The following is a 19,752-nucleotide window of genomic DNA, read 5'->3' on the forward strand; positions in this document are numbered from 1 at the left end:
TGCCGGCGTCGACCGCGGCGCTGGCGAAGACGTACGACGCGGTCACCGGCCGACGCGCCACCCCGGGAAGGCCGAGCGGCGATGAGCGCGGCCGCCGACCGGCGCGACCTCGCCGCGCTCGGCACCGAGGCGCAGGACCCGCGCACGCGCGACCTCGACCGGCTCGCCGTCGCCGAGGTGCTGGAGCTGATGAACGACGCCGACGCGACGGTCGCCGGGGTCGTGCGGCAGGCGCTGCCTCAGGTCGCCGAGGCGGTCGAGCTGGTCGCCGGCTCGTTCCGGTCCGCCGGCCGCCTCGTGTATGTCGGCGCGGGCACGAGCGGGCGCCTCGCCCTGCTCGACGCCGCCGAGTGCCCACCCACCTTCAGCACCCCGCCGGAGCAGGTGATCGCGCTGCTGGCCGGCGGCGAGCGGGCGTTCACGACCGCGGTCGAGGGGGCCGAGGACGACACCGACCGGGCCGCGACCGACGTGCGCGCCGCCGACGTGGGCCCGCGCGACACGGTGGTGGGGCTCAGCGCCAGCGGCCGCACGCCGTACGTCCTCGCCGCCCTCGACGAGGCCCGTCGCCTCGGCGCGCGCACCGTGTCGGTGGCGTGCAACCGCGGCGCCGCGGCCAGCGCGCACGCCGACGTCGCCATCGAGCTGCCGACCGGGGCCGAGGTGCTGACCGGCTCGACCCGGCTCAAGGCCGGCACCGCGCAGAAGATGGTCTGCAACATGCTCACGACCGCCGCGATGGTGCGCACCGGTCGCGTCTTCCGCAACCTGATGGTCGACATGGCGCCGACCAACGGCAAGCTCGTCGACCGCGCCCGGCGCATCGTCGCCGCGGCCGCCGAGGTCGACGAGCAGACGGCCGACGACGCGCTGCGGGCGGCCGGCGGCGAGAGCAAGGTGGCGATCGTCGCGCTGCTCACCGGAGCCGAACCCGCTGACGCCAGAGCGCGACTCGCGGCCGCGGACGGTCGGGTGCGCGCGGTCGTCGAGCCGCGGGCCGAGTGACCGCCGACGTGGGAGCATGACGGCGATGGGTCAACGGATGTTCGTGGCGATCAAGCCGTCCGAGGAAGCGGTCGCCGATCTCGCAGCCTTCCTCGAGCCGCGCTCGCAGCACCCCTGGATCGACCCGCGGCAGTGGCACCTGACCCTCGCGTTCCTGCCCAGCGTGCCCGAGCACCGCGAGGAGGAGCTGGCCGAGGCGCTCGCCGAGCGGCTGCTCCGCCTGGCGCCGCTGCGGCTGCGGCTCGCCGGCGCGGGGGCCTTCCCCGACCCGTTCCACGCGGCGGTGCTGTGGATGGACGTGCGCGGCGACCTCGACGGGCTGGCCGCGACCGCGCAGGCGGTGCGCCGCACCAGCAACCACGTCGGGGCCACGCCCGACGGGCAGGCGTTCCGTCCGCACCTGACCGTCAGCCGACTCCGTCGACCGCAGCAGGAGACGCGTTGGGTCGAGGTGCTGCAGACGTACGCCGGGCCGGAGTGGGTGGCTGACGAGGTCGAGCTGATCGCGTCGCATCTGCAGCCCGGCGGGCGCGGACGGCCCCGTCATGAGACGGTATCCGTCGCGGAACTGGCCGATCGAGAGGACACCGATGGTTCGACCTGGTGAGGCCGTGATGTTCCTGCTGGAGCTCGCGGCGTACGTCGGGGTCGCCCTGTGGGCGTACTCCCTCGCTGACAGCACCCTCGTCGGCGTGCTGCTCGCGCTCGGCGCGATCGCCGTCATGGGCACGATCTGGGCACTGTTCTCCTCGCCGCACGCGCGCTACCCCGTCTACGGCTGGCCGCGCGTCGCGCTCGAGGTCGCCTGGTTCGGCATCGCCGTCGCCGCGTTCATTGCCGCCGGAATCCTTTGGGCCGGAGTGCTGCTCGCGGTCGTGTTCCTCGCGCTGCTCGTCTACCGCCTGCGTGCGGTGGGCAGCTGACATGGCCGACGCGCGGGGCGAGCGACTGCTGCAGGCGGTGGCCCGGCTGCACCGGTGGGCCACCCGCCACGCCGAGCTGGAGGTCTCCCCGGCGCAGGCGCGGCTGCTCGCGCTGATGGGCGAGGTCGGGCCGGCCCGCGTCGGCGACCTCGCCGAGGCCGACCACTGCAGCCAGCCCACGATGACCGCCCAGGTGCAGCGGCTCGAGGCGCGCGGCTGGGCCGAGCGCGAGCCCGACCCGACCGACGGTCGCGCCTCGCTCGTGCGTCTCACCCCCGCCGGGTCGACGGTGCTGCGGCGGGCGCGCAAGGCCCGCGCCGCCGTCGTCAGCCCGCTGCTCGCCGACCTCACGCCGCACGAGCAGCAGGTCATCGACGAGGCGGTCACGATCCTCACCCGGCTCGTCGAGCGCGACGCCAAGGCCTGAGCGAGTCCTCGCATGAGCCCCACCGAGCACCCCTGCGCCGCATAGGGTCTGGGCCATGGGGAATCCGCACCCCGCGTCACGCGCCGAGGACGCCTTCAACGCCCACCTCGCGGGGAGACTCGCGAAGCGGGGCTGGGGGCGGCACGTGCTGCCGTTCACGGGGTACGCCGGCGCAGACTTCGCGCGCGTCTTCGCCCGGGTGGTCATGCGGCGGCGCGGCGGGCCGGGTCTGCCCGACGAGGACGAGCCGGTGCAGCGCGGCTGGCGGATGTTCCTCTCGGCGCCGCTCCCGGCCGTGACGGTGACCGTGCGGCTGGGGCGCGCGAAGGTCGAGGTGGTCTCCGACCGCGGCGGCTACATCGACGTCGAGCTGCGCGGCCACGGGCTCGAACCCGGTTGGCACGAGGCAACGTTCGAGCTCGACGGCCACGTCGACACCGGCCCGGTGCAGGTCATCGACCCGCAGGCACGGCTCGGCATCATCAGCGACATCGACGACACCTGCCTGGTGACCTCGCTCCCGCGACCCATGCTCGCGGCGTACAACTCGTTCGTGCTGCAGGAGACCGCGCGCCGCGTCGTGCCGGGCATGGCCGCGATGTTCCGCTCGCTGATCGCCCACCACCCCGGCACCCCGGTGATCTATCTGTCGACCGGGGCGTGGAACGCCCAGCCGACGCTCGCCCGCTTCCTGCGGCGGCACGGCTATCCCGAGGGGCGCTGCTGCTCACCGACTGGGGGCCGACCGAGGAGTCGTGGTTCCGCAGCGGCCAGGCGCACAAGCGGGCGGCGCTGCGGCGGCTCACCGAGGAGTTCCCGCACATCCGGTGGCTGCTGGTCGGCGACGACGGGCAGCACGACCCGACGCTCTACGACGAGATCGCCCGGGCCCGGCCCGACCGCGTCGAGACCATCGCGATCCGGCACCTGACCACCGCCCAGCAGATGCTCTCCAGCGGCACGCCCCTGCCGGCCGACGAGCCGAGCGGGCCGTCCAGCGTGCCGGTGGTCGAGGGCCCCGACGGCTACGTGCTGCACCGACTCGTGACCCACGCGATGCGCGCCCGTCAGCAGGTCGAGGAGCAGGCGGCGGAGCAGAGCGGGCGCGCCGATCAGCGGACCGACCAGGCCGAGCGCGAGCTGGAGGGGGCCGACCGTGCCTGAGCTTCCCGAGGTGCAGGCGCTCGCGGACTTCCTGCGCGGGCGCATCGTCGACCAGGCCATCACCGCGGTCGAGCTGGGCTCGATCAGTGTGCTGAAGACGTACGACCCTGCGCCGCAAGCACTTTCGGGCCTGCTGGTCAGCGACGTGCAGCGGCACGGCAAGTTCGTCGACATCGACGCCGACGGGCTGCACCTGGTCTTCCACCTGGCTCGCGCCGGGTGGCTGCGTTGGTCGGAGGAGGCGCCGAAAGCCCTTCTGAAGCCTGGGCGTTCGCCGATCGCGATGCGGGTGCGCTTCTCCGACGGCAGCGGTTTCGACCTGACCGAGGCGGGCACGAAGAAGGGGCTGGCGGCGTACGTCGTCCACGACCCGGCCGACGTGCCCGGCATCGCCTCGCTCGGCCCCGACCCGCTCGCCGACGACTTCGACCTCGCCGCGTTCCGCGCGCTGCTGGAGGGCAAGCGCACCCAGATCAAGGGGCTGCTGCGCGACCAGTCGGTGCTCGCGGGCGTGGGCAACGCCTACTCCGACGAGGTGCTGCACGCCGCGAAGCTGTCGCCGTTCGCGCTCGCGTCCTCGCTCGACGACGAGGAGATCGAGCGGCTGTTCGCCGCGCTGCAGGAGACGCTGCGGGGCGCCGTGGCCGCAGCTGCGGGCAAGCCCGCGGCCGAGCTGAAGGACGCCAAGCGCGCCGGCATGCGGGTGCACGGCCGCACCGGCGAGCAGTGCCCGGTGTGCGGCGACGTGGTGCGCGAGGTGAGCTTCGCCGACTCCTCGTTGCAGTACTGCGCGACCTGCCAGACCGGCGGAAAGCCGCTCGCCGACCGGCGAATGTCACGCCTGCTGAAGTGACCCGCCGGTAGGTTCGGAGGGTGAGTGAGTTCGAGGACGCCCTGACCCTGCGCGACGGCGAGTTCCCCGGGAGCTACGCGGTCGACATCTCCGCCGGCTGGACGATCGGTGGTGGGATCAACGGCGGGCTGCTGCTGGCGACGATGGCCAAGGCGATGTCCGACGCGCTCGGCGGCCGCGGGCACACCGAGCCGCTGGCCGTGTCCGCCTACTACCTGTCGCCCACCCGGCCCGGTCTCGCGATGGTCGAGACCGACATCGCGCGGCAGGGCGGCTCCAGCTCGACCGGCAGCGCCGCGCTGGTGCAGTACGCCGACGACGGCCGCCGCGAGGAGCGCATCCGGGCGATGGGCAGCTTCACCGACCTGTCGCGGCTGCCGACCGAGGCCACGACCCGGCTGACGCCGCCCGACCTGCCCCCGGTCGAGCAGTGCGTGAGCAAGGACGACGCGCCCGCCGGGTCGCCGGTGCCAGACGCCCCGCTGCTGGAGCGCACCGACGTCCGCTTCGACCCGGCCAGCGCCGGGTGGGCGATGGGCCAGCCGTCCGGCCGCGGCCTGATCCAGGCGTACTTCCGGCTCGCCGACGGCCAGGAGCCCGACCCGTTCGTGCTGCTGTTCGCCTGCGACGCGCTGCCGCCGGTGTCGATGGACCTGGGGCGCTACGGCTGGGCGCCCACGATCGAGTTCACGGTCAACGTGGTCGCCCGCCCGGCGCCCGGGTGGCTGCGGATCAAGCACTACACCGAGCACACCGCCGCCGGGCACTTCGTCGAGGACTGCCAGGTCTGGGACAGCGAGGACACCCTGGTCGCCCAGTCCCGCCAGCTCGCCCGGATGCCCCGCGAGCCGAAGGCCTAGATCAGTTCGTCGGGAGGCTGCACTACCGGTCGCAGTCGTTCACGCACGATCTGAGTGGCCGGCCCCGGGATGACGGGGGCGAGCGCTGCATTTCGTACGACAACGCACGATCTGAGCGGCCGGCCCCCGGGATGACGGGGGAGGTCCTGCATTTCGTACGACAACGCACGATCTGCGGGAGCGGTCCGGTCAGATGACCTCGCCCGGGCCGTTCGCCGACTCCACCGGCTTGCCGGCCTGCGCCCAGGCCTTCATCCCGCCGTCGACGTTGACCACGTCGTAGCCCTGCTGGCTCAGCCACGCGACGGCGCGACCCGAGCGGCCGCCGGAGCGGCACACCACCGGCAGCGTCGCGTCGGTGGCGGGCACGTCGTCGAGGCGGGTGGGGAGGTCGCCGAGCGGCACGTGGATCGCGTTCGGTGCGTGGCCCGCGTCCCACTCGTCCTGCTCGCGCACGTCGAGCACGACGGCGTCGTCGGCGATGTCCTGGGGAACGATCTCATCGGTCATGGCGCCATCCTCGCGCAGCCGCTCCCGGCGTACGATCCCGCGGGTGAACATCCTGTCGATCCAGTCCTCGGTCGCCTACGGCCACGCCGGCAACAGCTCGGCCGTCTTCCCGCTGCAGCGGCTGGGCCACGAGGTGTGGCCGGTCTTCACCGTGCACTTCTCCAACCACACGGGGTACGGCGCGTGGCGCGGCCCGGTGTTCGCGCCCGACACGGTCGCCGACGTGATCACCGGCATCGAGGAGCGGGGGTGCTCGGCGAGGCCGACGCGGTGCTGTCGGGATACATGGGCGCCGACGCGATCGCCGACGTCATCCTCGACGCGGTCGCGCGGGTCAAGGCGGCCAACCCCGACGCGATCTACTGCGCCGACCCGGTGATGGGTGACGTTGGCCGCGGCTTCTTCGTGCAGCCCGGCATCCCCGAGATGATGCGCGACAAGATCGTGCCCGCGGCCGACATCCTCACGCCGAACCAGTTCGAGCTGGACTACCTCACCGGCTCCGAGGTGCGCACGGTCGACGAGCTGCTCGCGGCCGCGGACGCGCTGCGCGCCAAGGGTCCGCGCACGGTGCTCGTGACCTCGGTGCAAACCGACCAGACGCCGGCCGACTCGGTGCAGATGGCGGTTGTCACCGGCGACGGGGCCTGGATCGTCACCACGCCGCTGCTGCCGATCTACCTCACCGGAGGGGGCGACGCGACCGCCGCGATCTTCCTCGCGCACGCCCTCACCGAGACGCCGGAGGCGGCGCTCGGACGTACGGCCGACGCGATGTTCGCGATCGCGCAGGCGACGCACGACTCCGGCGCCCGCGAGCTGCAGATCGTCGCGGCCCAGGACCAGATCGTCGCGCCGGAGCGCACGTTCGAGGTCACCCGCCTGCGCTGACCCCCGCGCCGGTCCCCCGCCGGCGCCCCCGGTCCCCCGAGCGAGGAGGGGCGGCCCAGATGATCCAGGTGGGGCCCCTTGATAGCCGGGCCGCCCCTGCACCAACTGGGCCGCCCCTCCTCGGCAGGGTCAGGACAGGAGCCGCTTCCAGGTCTCCGGGCCGGGGTAGCCGTCGGCGTCGGAGCCGGACCAGCCCTGGGCGAGCTGGAAGTCGCGCACGTTGGCGCGGGTGTAGCGGCTGAACGTGCGGCCGGCCTGGTAGCCGTCGCCGTCGTGGTTCTTGGTGAACCCCTTGCGGATCAGGCCGCGGTCGAGCGTCTCCACCGCCGGGTGGCTCTTGCCGAGCTGGAACGCGTCGCGTCCCGGGAACGGCGGCACCTGCGGGTCCTGCCCGCCGCCGGGCTCGCCGGCCATCTCGCGCACGAGCTCCTGGCCGCGGCCGTCGACCCACCGGTTCAGCGGACCGCCGGGGCAGGAGGTCGCCGTGTGGTCCTGGTGGCCGGTGATCTTCAGCGCGCGCTCCTTGCCGAGCGCCCGGTGCGAGTTGCGGTAGAGCCACTCCAGGGCGCGCAGCGCCGCCGCGGTCGGCCGGGTCGACCCGCTGATGTGGATCTGCACCCCGATCGAGAAGTCGTTGGCGCCCTTGGTGGCGCCCGACTTGAACTGGTAGCCGCGCGCCTGGAAGATCTCGCCCTTCTGCGTGATCACGAAGTTGTAGAGGATGCCGGCGTTGCCCGGGTCGGCCTTGTGGATGCGGTCGACGGTCTGCGGCGCCTGCGGTCCGCTCACGTTGGCCCCGGTCTGGCCGTGGTAGTGCACGACGAAGTGGGTGATCGCGGTCTTGTCGATCGCGGGCGGCCCACCGGCCTGCCACCCGGTGAAACCCCACTCCTTGCGCGGGATGATCCGCTGCGCGGCGACGGCGCTGGTCCACCCGCCCGGTCCGACCGCGGCGAGGGCGGCGGCCCCGACCGAGCCCGCGCCGACGTACTGCAGCAGGGTGCGCCGGCTCGGGCCGGCCTGGTTGGTGCTGGTCATGAGAAGTCCTTTCTCGCGGGAGGGGTGCGGGCGGACGTACGCCGCCCGCACCCCGGTCGTGCGCGTTCAGTGCGGTGCGTAGCTCACTCCGGGGGAGGCCGTTGACGCCCTTGCTCTGCAGGAAGTCGTGGCCGTCGATCTTGGTTCCGTCTCGGCGGACCTCGAAGTGCAGGTGCGTGCCGCTGGAGTTGCCCTGGTTGCCCACCTGGACGAGGTCCTGCCCGGCGGTCACCCGGGTGCCGACCTTGAGCTCCGCGGGCAGGTCGCGCTGGTAGAAGTGGGCGTAGCCCATGCGGACACCCCCGCCGCAGTCGACCCACAGGTAGTTGGTCGAGCCGCTGACACCCTCGGCGTTGGAGTTGGGGTAGGTGGGGTTGATCGTGACCTGGTCGATCGTGCCCGTGCAGGCGGACTTGAACTTGCCCTCGAAACCCGCGTAGTCGACAGCGCCGTGGGCCGAGCCGTTGCTGTAGGTCGCCCGCGCGGTGATCTTGGCCGACGAGGGCACCGGGGAGGCCCAGTCCCCCGTGGCGGGCGGCGGGTTGGTGTCGCCGCCGATGCGGTGCGAGGCGTTCTCGTTGTAGACCGCAGCCGGGAGGCGGCCCTTGCTGCCCGGCTGCAGGGTGACCGACTGGCCCCCGAAGCCGGAGTTGTAGAACACCGTGACCGGCTTGTCGGTGTTGTTCCAGTAGCCACCGGCGTCGTTCTTGATGCAGCGTCCCTGCCCGGCGCCGGCGCCCTTGAACTCGTAGCAGCTCGGTTGGGTCGTGCCGTAGTCACCCACCGACTCGGTGAAGTCCGACCAGGAACCACCCAGGTCGGAGTTGTAGTTGTAGCAGAACTCACCGGCGTCGCAGCTGCCGTCGCGCGCGGCCGCGTCGGCGGCCGGCGACGTGACGACGGCGCCGAAGCCGCTGGCGGTCAGGGCGAGCGCCCCCAGTGCGGTGGCGGTGCGGGTCTTCATGGTGCGCATGTGCCGTTCCTTTCGTGGGTCCTTCGTCCGCTCTGGACGACCACGACGCTGCCCAGCCGGCGACGGCGTACGGCAGTGGTCGGGCGGGCTCTGACGCGATCGGACGACGCGTGGTCACGTCGCGCCGGGCCGGTCGGGCGGTGTCGTCAGACCTGTCAGACGCCCGGCATGACGCGCATCTGACATCCGTCGCCTCGCTGTCACCTGCGCGACGCCTCCGGTTGCCATCCTGGGAGGCCAGTGACCGGACGACTCGGGGAGAGGTTTGTCGTCGTGAGCGACGGGACAGGGCGCGCGAACGAACGCGCTACGGCCATCGAGGGATTCGTCGACCGGCTGACCAGAGTGCGCGAGGAGGCGGGCAACCCGTCGTTCCGGCGGATGGCCAAGCGGTCGGGCGTGATCTCGCACGCGACGTTGCACGACGCGGTGCAGGGTGCGCGGCTGCCGTCGTGGACGACGGTGGTCGAGTTCGTCAAGGCGTGCGACGCCGACCCCGAGCGGCTGCGCGGGCCCTGGGAGCAGGCCGAGCGTGCGGTCAGCGCGAGCGGGGTGCCCGATCCGCGGCCGCTGGAGCCGGCGCCGGTCGATGCCGCGCCGGAGGAGCCGGCGCCGGAGGAGCCGGCGTTGCACCGATCGTCGCCGGACGAGCGGGCGTCGGCGAGAACGGCGTCGGCTGAGCCGGCCTCGGTGGAGCCGGCGGGCGTGGGTGAGCCCGGCGATGACGTACGTCGGGGGTCGGGGGCGAGCGACGACCCGGCTGCGCCGCGCTCGACCCGGCCGTCCGCGCTGCTGCTCGCCGGAGCCGCGGCGCTGGGGGCCGTGCTGTCGCTCGGAGCGGTCGCGACCTACGGCGCGCTGTCCGACGACGAGCAGGCCCCGGCCGCCGCGCTGACCCCGTCGAGCACGCCGCGCGCTGCCGGTGTCGCGGCGTCGGCGTCACCCTCCTGCCCGACGAACTCGGCGACGCACGACCGTGACCTCGCGCCGCGCACCCCGGGAGACGGGGCCAGGAAGGGATCGGAGACGCCCACCGACTGCGGCCTCTACGACCGCGGCACCACGGTCACCAAGACCTGGGAGCTGCGCAACAACGGCAACCAGGTCTGGGAGGGCCGCGCGATGCGGCGAATCGACCCGCTGCTCGGCCGGTTCGGCTGCACCACGCCGGAGACCGTGCCGATCCCCGGACCGAGCCGGGCGGCACGGCGCGGGTCTCGGTGCCGATCACGACGCCGCGCACGAGCGCGACCTGCTACGTGCGCTGGATGATCGTCGACCGCGAAGGCAACTACGCCTTCCCGGGGCAGCGGCCGATCTTCTTCACCCTGCGGGTGCGCTGACCGGCGCCGGCGCACCCCGCGCCAGCCGCATCACTCACGCGCGGATGTCGCTGGGGTGGGTGGCGAGCGGCGTGACGTGGATGTCCATGTAGGGGAACAGCGGCAGCCCCGAGATCAGCTGGTGCAGCTCGTCGCCCGACTCGACGTCGAAGACCGAGAAGTTGGCGTACTCCCCGGCGATGCGCCAGATGTGCGGCCACCGCCCGTCGCGCTGCAGCTCCTGGCTGTAGGCCTTCTCCCGGGCGAGCAGGGCATCCCGCTCGCCCGGGTCGAGGTCTGCCGGAAGACGGACATCCATCCGGACGTGGAACAGCATCGGCGCTCAGGCCGCCTTCGTCTCGGGATCGAGCACGAAGTCGTACGAGATCGTCTGGTGCTCGCCCGCGTCCTGCGGGTCGAGCATCAGCTCGGGCTTGAACGCCGAGGCGATGTCGTCCTCGTTGTGCTCGTCGCCGGGGAAGTACAGCTGCGCGGTGAGCAGCTCGTGCCCGGGGGCGGAGGCCTTGACGTGGATGTGCGCGGGGCGCCACGCGTGCCAGCCGGCAGCGGCGATGAGCTTGCCGCAGGAGCCGTCGGTGGGGATCTGGTAGGGCGCCGGCCGGATCGTGGTGATCTCGAAGTCGCCGTTCTCGTCGGTGGTGAACGAGGCCCGCAGGTTCCACTCGGGGATGTCCGGCGCGAACTGGGAGTAGAGCCCGTCGTTGTCGGCGTGCCACACCTCGACCTTGGCGCCGGCGAGCGGGGAGCCGTCGGTGGAGGTGACCTTGCCGGTCCAGACCAGCGGCGTTCCGGTCTCGCCGTCGCGCATCGGGAGGCTGCCGCGGGCGCCCTGGTCGGGCGAGTCGGGCACGTAGTAGGGGCCCTCGATCGTGCCCTTGTTGCCCTCGCGGTGCTCGGTCGCGACCTCCTCGACGACGTGCTCGATCCACACGTCGAGGAACAGCGGCCACTCGCCGTCCTCGCCGACGCTGATCAGCCACGACTTGAGCGCGTTGTACTCGTCGTAGGTGACCTTGTGGCGGCGGATGGTGTCGTGCACCGCCCCGATGACCTCGCGCGCGAGCAGGTCGACCCGCTCGGGGTCGGCGCTCGCGCCGGCCTTCTTGTCGCTGCGGAACCGCTCGGTGGCCGAGGCCCCCGACGAGGCGGCGCTGGGGGCCTGGGTCTGTTCCTGCGTCATGGCGTTCTCCTTCATTCCTGGTGGGTGAGTGGGGTGTGCGTCACCGGTCGGACCGGTAGCGCTGGAGCTTGTCGGGGTCGATCTCGACGCCCAGGCCGGGGCCGGGCCGCACGGTCAGCACGCCGTCGCGGATCTGCAGCGGCTCGGTGAGCAGGTCGTCGCTCATGTCGAGGAAGTTGGACAGCTCGCCGGCGCGTGCGGCGGTGAGCCGGAAGGCCGCGCCGAACGCGACCGTGCAGACCGTGCCGAGCTGGCTGTCGATCTGGTTGCCCATGACTGATTCCACCCCCAGCGACTCCGCGAGGTGGTGCACTCGCGCGGATCGGGTGAACCCGGTGCGGGCGGTCTTGATCGACAGGGCGGTGGCCGAGCCGGCGAGCAGCTCGCGCACGGCGTCGGCCGGCGTCACCGCCGACTCGTCGGCGATGAACGGCACGTCGCACTGCTGCACCAGCCAGCGGCGGCCGAGCACGTCGTCGGCGGGGCACAGCTCCTCGGCGAACAGCAGCCCCAGGTCGGCCATCTCGCGCATCGCGCGCGCGGAGTCGGCGGCCGACCAGCCGCGGTTGCCGTCGACGTAGAGCTCGACGTCGTCGCCCAGGTGCTCGCGCAGCGCGCGCACCACGGCGACGTCGAGGCGATAGGGGTTGCGGCCGACCTTCACCTTGAACGTGCCGATGCCGTACGTCTGTCGCACCCGCTGCGCCTCGGTCACCATCGCCTCGGGCGAGTCGAACCCCAGCATGTGCGACACGCGCATGCGGTCGGTGAACCCGCCGAGCAGCTCGGTCACGGGCAGGCCGACGGTGCGGCCCAGCGCGTCCCAGATGGCCATGTCGACGGCCGACTTGGCGGCCGGGTTGCCGACCGTGCGGGACATCCGCGCGTCGACCTGCTCGCGCTCGACCAGCCGGGTGCCGACGACCTGCGGGGCGAACAGCTCGGTCACCGCGGCCACCACGCTGCGCTGCGTCTCGCCGTAGGTGAACGGGCGCGGCGGGGCGTCGGCGATCCCGACCACGCCGTCGTCGGTGTGCACCCGCACCAGCACGTGCTCGGCGGTCGACACCTCGCCGCTCGCGAAGCGCAGCGGCTTGCGGTAGGGGATGGCGTAGGGGATCGCCTCGACGGCGGTGATCTTCATCGTGGGGCTCCCGTGGCGGAGGGGCGGTCGGTGAGGATGCCGGCGGCGTCGAGCACCCCGACGACCTGCTCGACCAGGGCCGAGGCCGGCTCGTGCCAGGCCAGCGCGAGCTCGACGGCGCCGGCGTCGGTGACGTCGTGGAACGTCACGCCCTCGAGCGGGAGGGCCCGGGCCGACTCGGGCACCAGCCCGATGCCGAGCCCGGCCGCGACCAGCGCGAGCAGCACGGCGGTTCCGGGGGCCAGGTGGCTGCGCCGCGGCGTGAATCCTGCTGCGCGAGCTGCGCGTTGGATGGCCTCGTTGACCGCGGAGTCCTTGCTGGCGTACAGCACGAAGCCCTCGGTGCGCAGGTCGGCCATCGCGATCTCCGGCTCGTCGACGAGGCGGTGGTCGCTGGGGAGCGCCAGCACGAGCGGCTCGACGGCGATGGCGCGCACGGCGGTGTCGTCGCCGGTGGCCGGCGGGCGCAGCACGGCCAGGTCGAGCCGGCCTTCGCTCAGCCCCTCGCACAGCTGCGGGGTGAGCTGGTCGGCGTGCACCTCGAGGTCGATGTCGGGCAGGTCGCGCTCGATCGCCCGGGCGATGGCGGGCAGCTGGGAGAACACGGCCGTCCCGGTGAACCCGATGCGCGCCAGGCCCCGGCGCCCCGCGGAGATGCGTTGCACGCCGGTGGCGCTGGCGTCGACGGCGTCGAGGATGCGGCGGGCCTCCTCCAGGAGGTACTCCCCGGCCGGGGTCAGCGAGACCTGCCGGGTGGTGCGCGTGAAAAGCGTTGCGCCCAGGTGGGACTCGAGCTGTCGCACGCTCTGGGAGAGGGCGGGCTGGGCCATGTGCAGGCGCTCGGCGGCGCGGCCGAAGTGGCAGGTCTCGGCGACGGCCACGAAGTAGCGCAGGTGTCGCAGCTCCACGGCGGCCTCCTTCCCGACGGGCCCCGAGGGCGGGGCGATCGATTCACGGTAGGTACGGATATTGATTCATCACAAGGACTCATTTGGCGCTGATTGATCGACACAGACGATGGATGGATGTCCGGGTCAGGACTGGGCAGGTGCCCGGTGCGCCGGTCCGGGCGGCGCTGCGAGCGTGGTCCAGATCACAGGCACGAGGCACCTGGAGGAGCCATGACCCAGTCGCTGGACCACCTGGAAGAGGTGCTGGCCAACGCCGTCGTCGACGACGCCGAGGCCGGCGTCTACCGCGCGAACCGGCGGATCTTCACCGACGAGGAGCTCTTCGAGCTGGAGATGAAGCACATCTTCGAGGGCAACTGGCTCTACCTCGCGCACGAGAGCCAGGTGCCCGAACCCGGGGACTACTTCACGACGTACATGGGGCGCCAGCCGGTCGTGATCACCCGCGACAAGAGCGGCGAGCTGCACCTGCTGATCAACGCTTGCGCCCACCGCGGCGCGATGATCTGCCGGCGCAAGACCGACAACCGCACCACCCTCACCTGCCCGTTCCACGGGTGGACGTTCCGCAACGACGGCACGCTGCTGAAGGTCAAGGACCCCGACGGCGCCGGCTACCCCGAGACGTTCGACACCGACGGCTCGCACAACATGACCAAGGTCGCGCGGTTCGACTCCTACCGCGGGTTCCTGTTCGGCAGCCTCAACGAGCACGTGCTGCCGCTGGAGGAGCACCTCGGCGACACCACGAAGGTCATCGACATGCTCGTCGACCAGTCGCCCGACGGCCTGGAAGTGCTGCGCGGCTCGTCGACCTACACCTACGACGGCAACTGGAAGGTGCAGGCCGAGAACGGCGCCGACGGCTATCACGTGACCGCGACGCACTGGAACTACGCCGCCACCACCTCGCGCCGCGGCACCGGAGACTCGGCCAACGAGACCAAGACGCTGGACGCCGGCAGCTGGGGCAAGTCCGGCGGCGGCTACTGGTCCTACCCCAACGGCCACCTGTGCCTGTGGACCTGGGCCGGCAACCCCGAGGACCGCCCGCTGTGGGACCGCCTGGACCGGCTCAAGGAGCTCTACGGCGAGGCCAAGGGCGAGTTCATGGTCAAGGGCAGCCGCAACCTGTGCCTCTATCCGAACGTGTACCTGATGGACCAGTTCTCCACGCAGATCCGCCACTTCCGGCCGATCTCGCCGGACCAGACCGAGGTCACGATCTACTGCATCGCGCCCAAGGGCGAGAGCGCCGAGTCGCGCGCCTGGCGCATCCGGCAGTACGAGGACTTCTTCAACGCCTCGGGCATGGCCACGCCGGACGACCTGGAGGAGTTCCGCTCCTGCCAGCTGACCTTCCAGGCCTCGGCCGCCCCCTGGAACGACATGAGCCGGGGCGCCGTGCACTGGCTGTCCGGCCCCGACGAGGTGGCCACCAAGCTCGGCATGACCGGAGTGGTCTCGGCCGGGCTGAAGAACGAGGACGAGGGGCTCTACCCCGTGCAGCACGGCTACTGGCTGACGGTGATGCGCGAGGCGCTGGAGTCCGAGCGGCAGCACGAGGCGAGCGAAGGAGCGGCGTCATGACCACCACCGACCCGACCACGGACGTACGTCAGGAGCCGGCTGCGAGCGACGGCGCACCGCGAAAAGCCATCTCGCAGAACGACATCGAGCAGTTCCTCTATCGCGAGGCGCGCTACCTCGACGACCGCGAGTTCGAGAAGTGGCTCGAGTGCTACGCCGACGACTGCGAGTACTGGATGCCGGCGTGGGCCGACGACGACCGGCTCACCGACGACCCGCAGCAGGAGATCTCGCTGATCTACTACCCCAACAAGGGCGGGCTCGAGGACCGGATCTTCCGCATCCGCACCGAGCGGTCGAGCGCGACGTCGATCCCCGAGCCGCGCACCAACCACAACGTGAGCAACGTCGAGGTGATCGAGCGGCGCGGCGACGTGCTGGACGTGCGCTTCAACTGGCACACGATGTACTTCCGCTACAAGACCGTCGACCCCTACTACGGGACGACGTTCTGCACGATCGACTTCTCCGGGGAGTCGCCGCTGATCCGTCGCAAGACCGTGGTGCTGAAGAACGACTACATCCACCACGTCGTCGACGTCTACCACTTCTGATCGGGCCGGTGACCAGCCATGAGCCACCAGGTAGCACTGTCCTTCGAGGACGGGGTGACGCGGTTCGTCACCTGCGCCGAGGACCAGACCGTCGCCGACGCGTCCTACCGCGCCCGCATCAACATCCCGCTCGACTGCCGCGACGGCGCGTGCGGCACCTGCAAGGCGTTCTGCGAGTCGGGTGAGTACGACGGCGGCACCTACATCGACGACGCGCTCAGCGACGCCGAGGCCGAGGAGGGGTTCGTGCTGCCGTGCAGCATGAGGCCCCGCTCGGACCTGGTGCTGCAGATCGCCTCGACGTCGGCCGTCGCCAAGACCCAGGCCGCGAGCTACACCGGTGAGGTGACCCGGCTCGACCGGCTCTCCCCCACCACCGTCGCCCTGTCGCTGAAGATCCCCGACCGCGACAAGCTGACCTTCCTGCCCGGGCAGTACGTCAACATCGCCGTCCCCGGGACCGACCAGACCCGGTCGTACTCCTTCTCCAGCGCGCCCGGCGAGGACGAGCTGAGCTTCCTGGTGAAGATCACCCCCGGCGGCCTCATGTCGGATCACTTGACCGGCGTTGCGGCAGTAGGCGATTCGGTGACCTTCACCGGGCCACTGGGCAGCTTCTTCCTGCGCGAGACCGCCCGGCCGGCGCTGCTGCTGGCCGGCGGCACCGGGCTGGCGCCGATCCTCGCGATCCTGCGCAAGCTGCGCGACGACGCCATCGAGCGACCGATCCACCTGATCTACGGCGTGAGCACCGACGACGACCTCGTCGAGCTCGACGCGATCGAGGAGCTGGCGGCGCAGCTGCCCGGGCTCACCTGGGACTACTGCGTCTCCGACCCCGGCAGCAGCGCGCCCAACAAGGGCTACGTGATGTCGCTGATCCAGCCCGAGCACCTGCACGAGGGCGACGCAGCGGTCTACCTGTGCGGCCCCCGCCGATGGTCGAGTCGGTGCGTCAGCACTTCGCCGACGCCGGCCTGACCCCCACCGGGTTCTACTACGAGAAGTTCGCGCTGTCGGCGGCAGACGCGGAGCCCGCCGAGCCGGTCGAGCCCTCCAAGCCGGTTGAGCCTGTCGAAACCTCCGAGCCGGCCGGGCCCTCCGAGCCGGTTGAGCCTGTCGAAACCCCCGCGCCCGAGCCGGTCGAGCCCTCCCAGCCGGTCGAGCCCGTCGAGACCCCCGCGCCGCTGCGCCTGGTCCCCGACCCCGACCTCGCCCGGGAGGTGGCCCGGCAGCCGGTGTTCGTGCCGCGCGAGACCGCACCGCTCACGGTCCCGGCCGCGGCGCTGGACCGGTCCGCCGAGGCGACGCTGCTGCGTCAGGTCACCCGCCAGCGCGTCTACGCCGGCCGCGAGTCCGACCCTGCCGCAACGGTTTCCGCGGTCGACCTGGCACCCGACGACGAGCTGGTGCTCGCGCCGCAGGCTCGCGAGGTGACCCGCCAGGTCGTCTTCCCCGAGCGCGTTGTCCAGCCCCTGGTGGCACCGCCCGTGGTGGCACCGCCCGCAGGGCCGCCCGTGGCGGACTCCCCGACCGAGCCCGCGCCCGTGGCGCCGGACGCACCCGGCCAGCAGCCGGCGTACGAGATCGGCGAGGAGCACCCGTCGGTGCACGAGTCCGACGCGGTGTTCGAGGCGCGGCAGGCGCTGGAGCTCGGCGCGATCGAGCTGACGATCGGGCGGCTCGGGTCGCAGCAGCTCGCGGGGTACCGCTTGCTGGCCGAGTCGACCCTGCCGTACGTCGACGCCGAGTCCGAGAGGTTCGTCGACGCGGGCGCCTACACCGAGTCCAACGCCGCGTTCCACGACTACCTGTTCGGTCAGACGCGCAACGAGCACCTGCTGCAGGCCTATCAGGCGCTCGGCGTGAAGGGGCACATGGACGCGGTGCTGCGCAACGCCACCTGGTGCCACCCGCGCTGCGCGACCGACCACGTCGAGATCGTCGAGGCGTTCGAGGCCGGCGACCGCGAGGCTGCGCGCCGGCTGGTCGTCGAGCACGCCGAGCGGTCGAAGGTGACCATGCGGCGGGCGATGGCCGACGCGCAGCAGCGGCTGCGGCCGGCGCACGTCAGCCCGGGCCGGTTCGACGGCCTGGCGGTGCTGATCACCGGCGCCGCGCAGGGCATCGGCGAGGCCGTGGCGCGGCGGGTGAGCGCCGAGGGCGGCTCGGTCGTGCTCGCCGACCGCTCCGACTCGGTCGGCGGAATGGCCTCCGAGCTGGCCGCCGCCGGTCGCGAATCCCTCGCTGTCACAGCCGATCTGGAGACCTGGGAGGGTGCGGAGAAGGTGGTCGACCAGGCGCTCGCGAAGTTCGGCCGCATCGACGTGGCGATCCACACCGTCGGCGGGACGATCTGGGCGAAGCCGTTCACCGACTACCCGCCCGAGCAGGTCGAGGCCGAGATCTCGCGCTCGCTGTTCCCCACCCTCTGGGGCTGCCGGGCCGTGGCGCCGCACATGGTGGCGCGCGGGACGGGCACGATCGTCAACGTCTCCTCGGTCGCGACCCGCGGGCTGAACCGGGTGCCCTACGCCGCGGCCAAGGGCGGCGTCAACGCGATCACCACCTCGCTGGCGATGGAGCTGGCGCCGCACGGTGTCCGCGTCGTGGCGACCGCCCCCGGCGGCACCGAGGCGCCGCCGCGCCGGATCCCGCGCGGCCCGGCGCCGGAGAGCGACGAGGAGAAGCAGTGGTACCAGACGATCGTCGACCAGACCGTCGACTCCTCGCTGCTCAAGAGATACGGCACGCTCGACGAGCAGGCCGCCGCGATCTGCTTCGTCGCCTCGCCGGAAGCGTCCTACATCACGGGGACGGTGCTGCCGGTCGCCGGCGGCGACCTCGGGTGAGCCCGGGCGAGCCCGTCGCGCGCGACCGGCCCCCGGGCGAGCCGAACCCTTCTACTGTGACGGCGTGACCGCGAGGGATCCGGTCGGACGTGACGCCGAGGTCGCGCAGCTGGTGGAGCTGGTCCGCCTGCCGCGCGACCGCGGCATGTCCGTCGCCCTGGTGACCGGTCCGCCGCGGGTGGGGCGCAGCACCGTGCTCGACGCCGTGGCCGCGCAGCACGACGGCCCGGTGCTCCGGGCGCACGGGCTGCCCTGGGAGAGCGCACGGCCCGGGGCCGTGCTGGACCAGCTGGTGGGCTCGGTCGGCCTCGACCTCGACACCGACGCAGACCCGATCGCGGCCGCGACGCGGCTGCGGGACGCCCTGGTGCCGGACGCCCTGGTGGCGAACACCGATCCGGGCGCACCGGCGGTCGGCGAGGCCGCCGCGGTGCTCGTCGTGGTCGACGACCTGCACGAGGCCGACGCCGAGTCGCTGCAGGCGCTGGCGTCGCTGCGCCGGCACCACCCCGACGCTGGCGTGCGCCTGCTGCTGTCGATCCCGACCGGTGGCGCTGCGCACGCCGAATCCGCTGCTGCCAGTGGGCTGCTCGCCGATCTCGCAGACCTGAGGATCGAGCTGGGGCCGCTCGACGCCGACGCGGTCGCCGCGCTCGCCGCGCGCCGTGGCATCGCCCTCGCTCCCTGGGCGGTCGAGCGGCTGCGCGCCCACACCGGTGGACGGCCCGGACCGATCGCGGCCCTGCTGGCCGAGTCCGAGCCGGCCACCTGGGCCGAGCCCGCAGGGGAGCTGCCGGCCCCGGCGGACACGACCGCGGACGTACGTCGTCGGCTGGGTGACCTCGCTCCCCGGCTCGGCGCCTCGTCGAGTCGGCCGGCGTGCTGCGGCCCGACGGCGGGCTGGCGCTCACCGGGGAGCTGGCACAGGTCGACGACGTGTGGTCGGCGGTCGATGCGGCCGTGGCCAGCGGCCTGCTGCGCGTCGCCGGTCCGCCGGGTGCGCCCCGGGTGCGGCTGAGCGACCCGATGGTGGCCGCGGCGGTGCGCGCGCAGGTCGGCACCGCCGGGGTGCGTGCGCTGCACCTGCGCGCAGCAGAGCTGGTCGCCGACCCGGCCGACGCGCTCACCCACCGGGTCGCGGCCGCCGCCGGCCCCGACGACGCGCTCGCGCACGAGCTCGACGACGCCGCCGAAACCTTTGCAGCACAAGGGGCCTGGGGTCGCACCGCGGCGCTGCTCGCCGACGCGAGCCGGCTGTCGTCCGGGCGGCGCGAGCGCGAGTCACGGCTCACCCGCGCGGTCGACGCGCTCGTGGGCGCGGGTGACGTGCACGCCGCGCTGGCGCTGCTGCCCGAGGTCGAGAGCCTGCGCGAGACGCCGCTGCGCGACGCGGTGCTCGGCTATCTGGCCATCCTGCGCGGGCGAGGTGTCGACGCGCACGCGCAGCTGGACCGCGCGTGGGCGATCGTCAACGCCGACCGCGAGCCGGCGACGGCTGCACTGATCAGCCAGCGGTTCGTCCTCGATGCGCTGT

Annotated in this window: 19 protein-coding genes and 3 pseudogenes; 15 read left to right on the forward strand and 7 right to left on the reverse strand. The window is 72.7% G+C overall.

Going from position 1 to position 19,752, the window contains the following annotated elements:
• The first annotated feature begins 81 nt into the window (after positions 1-81).
• The 8 genes and pseudogenes from murQ (at position 82) to QUE40_RS17825 (ending at position 5,232) form a co-directional block, all read left to right on the forward strand.
• Positions 82-1,005 carry an N-acetylmuramic acid 6-phosphate etherase gene (murQ, locus tag QUE40_RS17785; protein ID WP_289231825.1) on the forward strand — a complete coding sequence of 308 codons (924 nt, stop codon included), beginning with the start codon at positions 82-84 and terminating at the stop codon, positions 1,003-1,005.
• A gap of 16 nt (positions 1,006-1,021) precedes the next feature.
• Positions 1,022-1,612: an RNA 2',3'-cyclic phosphodiesterase gene (gene thpR, locus QUE40_RS17790; protein WP_289231826.1), complete on the forward strand. Its 591-nt coding sequence runs from the start codon at positions 1,022-1,024 to the stop codon at positions 1,610-1,612.
• Entirely contained in the window at positions 1,596-1,928 is a 333-nt protein-coding gene (locus tag QUE40_RS17795) for a YrdB family protein (RefSeq protein WP_142007227.1), read from the forward strand. Before thpR ends, QUE40_RS17795 begins: the two co-directional genes overlap by 17 nt.
• A 1-nt stretch (position 1,929) precedes the next feature.
• Positions 1,930-2,355 (forward strand): MarR family winged helix-turn-helix transcriptional regulator, encoded by a 426-nt coding sequence (locus tag QUE40_RS17800; protein WP_142007228.1) that lies wholly within the window; start codon positions 1,930-1,932, stop codon positions 2,353-2,355.
• Positions 2,356-2,884: 529 nt separating this feature from the next.
• Positions 2,885-3,222: pseudogene (locus tag QUE40_RS19535) on the forward strand (phosphatase domain-containing protein); the annotation flags it as partial.
• A 78-nt stretch (positions 3,223-3,300) separates the two neighbouring features.
• Complete coding sequence (locus tag QUE40_RS17815; RefSeq protein ID WP_289233140.1) at positions 3,301-3,519, forward strand: hypothetical protein; 219 nt, start codon at positions 3,301-3,303, stop codon at positions 3,517-3,519.
• Entirely contained in the window at positions 3,512-4,372 is an 861-nt protein-coding gene (locus QUE40_RS17820) for an Fpg/Nei family DNA glycosylase (protein ID WP_289231828.1), read from the forward strand. Before QUE40_RS17815 ends, QUE40_RS17820 begins: the two co-directional genes overlap by 8 nt.
• 20 nt (positions 4,373-4,392) lie before the next feature.
• Positions 4,393-5,232, forward strand: coding sequence for a thioesterase family protein (locus tag QUE40_RS17825; protein WP_142007231.1), 840 nt, complete (start codon positions 4,393-4,395; stop codon positions 5,230-5,232).
• 189 nt (positions 5,233-5,421) lie between these two features.
• On the opposite strand, the gene QUE40_RS17830 is transcribed toward QUE40_RS17825, so the two are convergent.
• Complete coding sequence (locus tag QUE40_RS17830) at positions 5,422-5,742, reverse strand: rhodanese-like domain-containing protein (protein ID WP_142007232.1); 321 nt, start codon at positions 5,740-5,742, stop codon at positions 5,422-5,424.
• A gap of 43 nt (positions 5,743-5,785) precedes the next feature.
• Between QUE40_RS17830 and pdxY the strand changes: the two are divergent.
• Positions 5,786-6,633, forward strand: a pseudogene (gene pdxY / locus QUE40_RS17835) (pyridoxal kinase PdxY).
• Positions 6,634-6,762: 129 nt separating this feature from the next.
• Here the strand turns inward: pdxY and QUE40_RS17840 are convergent.
• Both QUE40_RS17840 and QUE40_RS17845 read right to left on the reverse strand, forming a co-directional pair.
• Positions 6,763-7,671 (reverse strand): peptidoglycan-binding protein, encoded by a 909-nt coding sequence (locus QUE40_RS17840; protein ID WP_289231829.1) that lies wholly within the window; start codon positions 7,669-7,671, stop codon positions 6,763-6,765.
• A 193-nt stretch (positions 7,672-7,864) separates the two neighbouring features.
• Positions 7,865-8,644, reverse strand: a pseudogene (locus QUE40_RS17845) (peptidase inhibitor family I36 protein); the annotation flags it as partial.
• Positions 8,645-8,917: 273 nt separating this feature from the next.
• On the opposite strand from QUE40_RS17845, the gene QUE40_RS17850 reads away from it, so the two are divergent.
• The gene (locus QUE40_RS17850; RefSeq protein WP_289231830.1) at positions 8,918-9,916 is read left to right on the forward strand and encodes a helix-turn-helix domain-containing protein; all 999 of its coding nucleotides are present in this window, start codon (positions 8,918-8,920) and stop codon (positions 9,914-9,916) included.
• A 105-nt stretch (positions 9,917-10,021) separates the two neighbouring features.
• Here QUE40_RS17850 and catC read toward each other — a convergent pair whose 3' ends face one another.
• Genes catC through QUE40_RS17870 form a run of 4 tightly spaced genes read right to left on the reverse strand, consistent with a single transcriptional unit; the run spans position 10,022 to position 13,219 of the window.
• Positions 10,022-10,303: a muconolactone Delta-isomerase gene (catC, locus tag QUE40_RS17855; RefSeq protein ID WP_142007237.1), complete on the reverse strand. Its 282-nt coding sequence runs from the start codon at positions 10,301-10,303 to the stop codon at positions 10,022-10,024.
• A gap of 6 nt (positions 10,304-10,309) precedes the next feature.
• Positions 10,310-11,167 carry a catechol 1,2-dioxygenase gene (gene catA, locus QUE40_RS17860; RefSeq protein WP_289231831.1) on the reverse strand — a complete coding sequence of 286 codons (858 nt, stop codon included), beginning with the start codon at positions 11,165-11,167 and terminating at the stop codon, positions 10,310-10,312.
• A gap of 40 nt (positions 11,168-11,207) precedes the next feature.
• Positions 11,208-12,311, reverse strand: coding sequence for a mandelate racemase/muconate lactonizing enzyme family protein (locus tag QUE40_RS17865; protein ID WP_289231832.1), 1,104 nt, complete (start codon positions 12,309-12,311; stop codon positions 11,208-11,210).
• On the reverse strand, positions 12,308-13,219 hold the full coding sequence (locus QUE40_RS17870) for a LysR substrate-binding domain-containing protein (RefSeq protein ID WP_142007240.1): 912 nt from the start codon (positions 13,217-13,219) through the stop codon (positions 12,308-12,310). Before QUE40_RS17870 ends, QUE40_RS17865 begins: the two co-directional genes overlap by 4 nt.
• A 213-nt stretch (positions 13,220-13,432) precedes the next feature.
• On the opposite strand from QUE40_RS17870, the gene benA reads away from it, so the two are divergent.
• The 5 genes from benA to QUE40_RS17895 all read left to right on the forward strand — a co-directional run bounded on the left by benA (position 13,433) and on the right by QUE40_RS17895 (position 19,236).
• On the forward strand, positions 13,433-14,812 hold the full coding sequence (gene benA / locus QUE40_RS17875) for a benzoate 1,2-dioxygenase large subunit (protein WP_289231833.1): 1,380 nt from the start codon (positions 13,433-13,435) through the stop codon (positions 14,810-14,812).
• Entirely contained in the window at positions 14,809-15,366 is a 558-nt protein-coding gene (gene benB, locus QUE40_RS17880) for a benzoate 1,2-dioxygenase small subunit (RefSeq protein ID WP_142007242.1), read from the forward strand. Before benA ends, benB begins: the two co-directional genes overlap by 4 nt.
• An 18-nt stretch (positions 15,367-15,384) precedes the next feature.
• Positions 15,385-16,347, forward strand: a complete 963-nt coding sequence (benC, locus tag QUE40_RS17885) for a benzoate 1,2-dioxygenase electron transfer component BenC (RefSeq protein WP_289231834.1) — start codon at positions 15,385-15,387, stop codon at positions 16,345-16,347.
• A complete protein-coding gene (benD, locus tag QUE40_RS17890) occupies positions 16,317-18,218 on the forward strand; it encodes a benzoate diol dehydrogenase BenD (protein ID WP_289231835.1) in 1,902 nt (633 codons plus the stop codon). Before benC ends, benD begins: the two co-directional genes overlap by 31 nt.
• 64 nt (positions 18,219-18,282) lie before the next feature.
• On the forward strand, positions 18,283-19,236 hold the full coding sequence (locus tag QUE40_RS17895; RefSeq protein ID WP_289231836.1) for an ATP-binding protein: 954 nt from the start codon (positions 18,283-18,285) through the stop codon (positions 19,234-19,236).
• Positions 19,237-19,752: the final 516 nt, after the last annotated feature.

Origin of the sequence: Barrientosiimonas endolithica (assembly GCF_030296655.1) — a bacterium.
Taxonomy (GTDB): Bacteria; Actinomycetota; Actinomycetes; order Actinomycetales; family Dermatophilaceae; genus Barrientosiimonas; species Barrientosiimonas humi.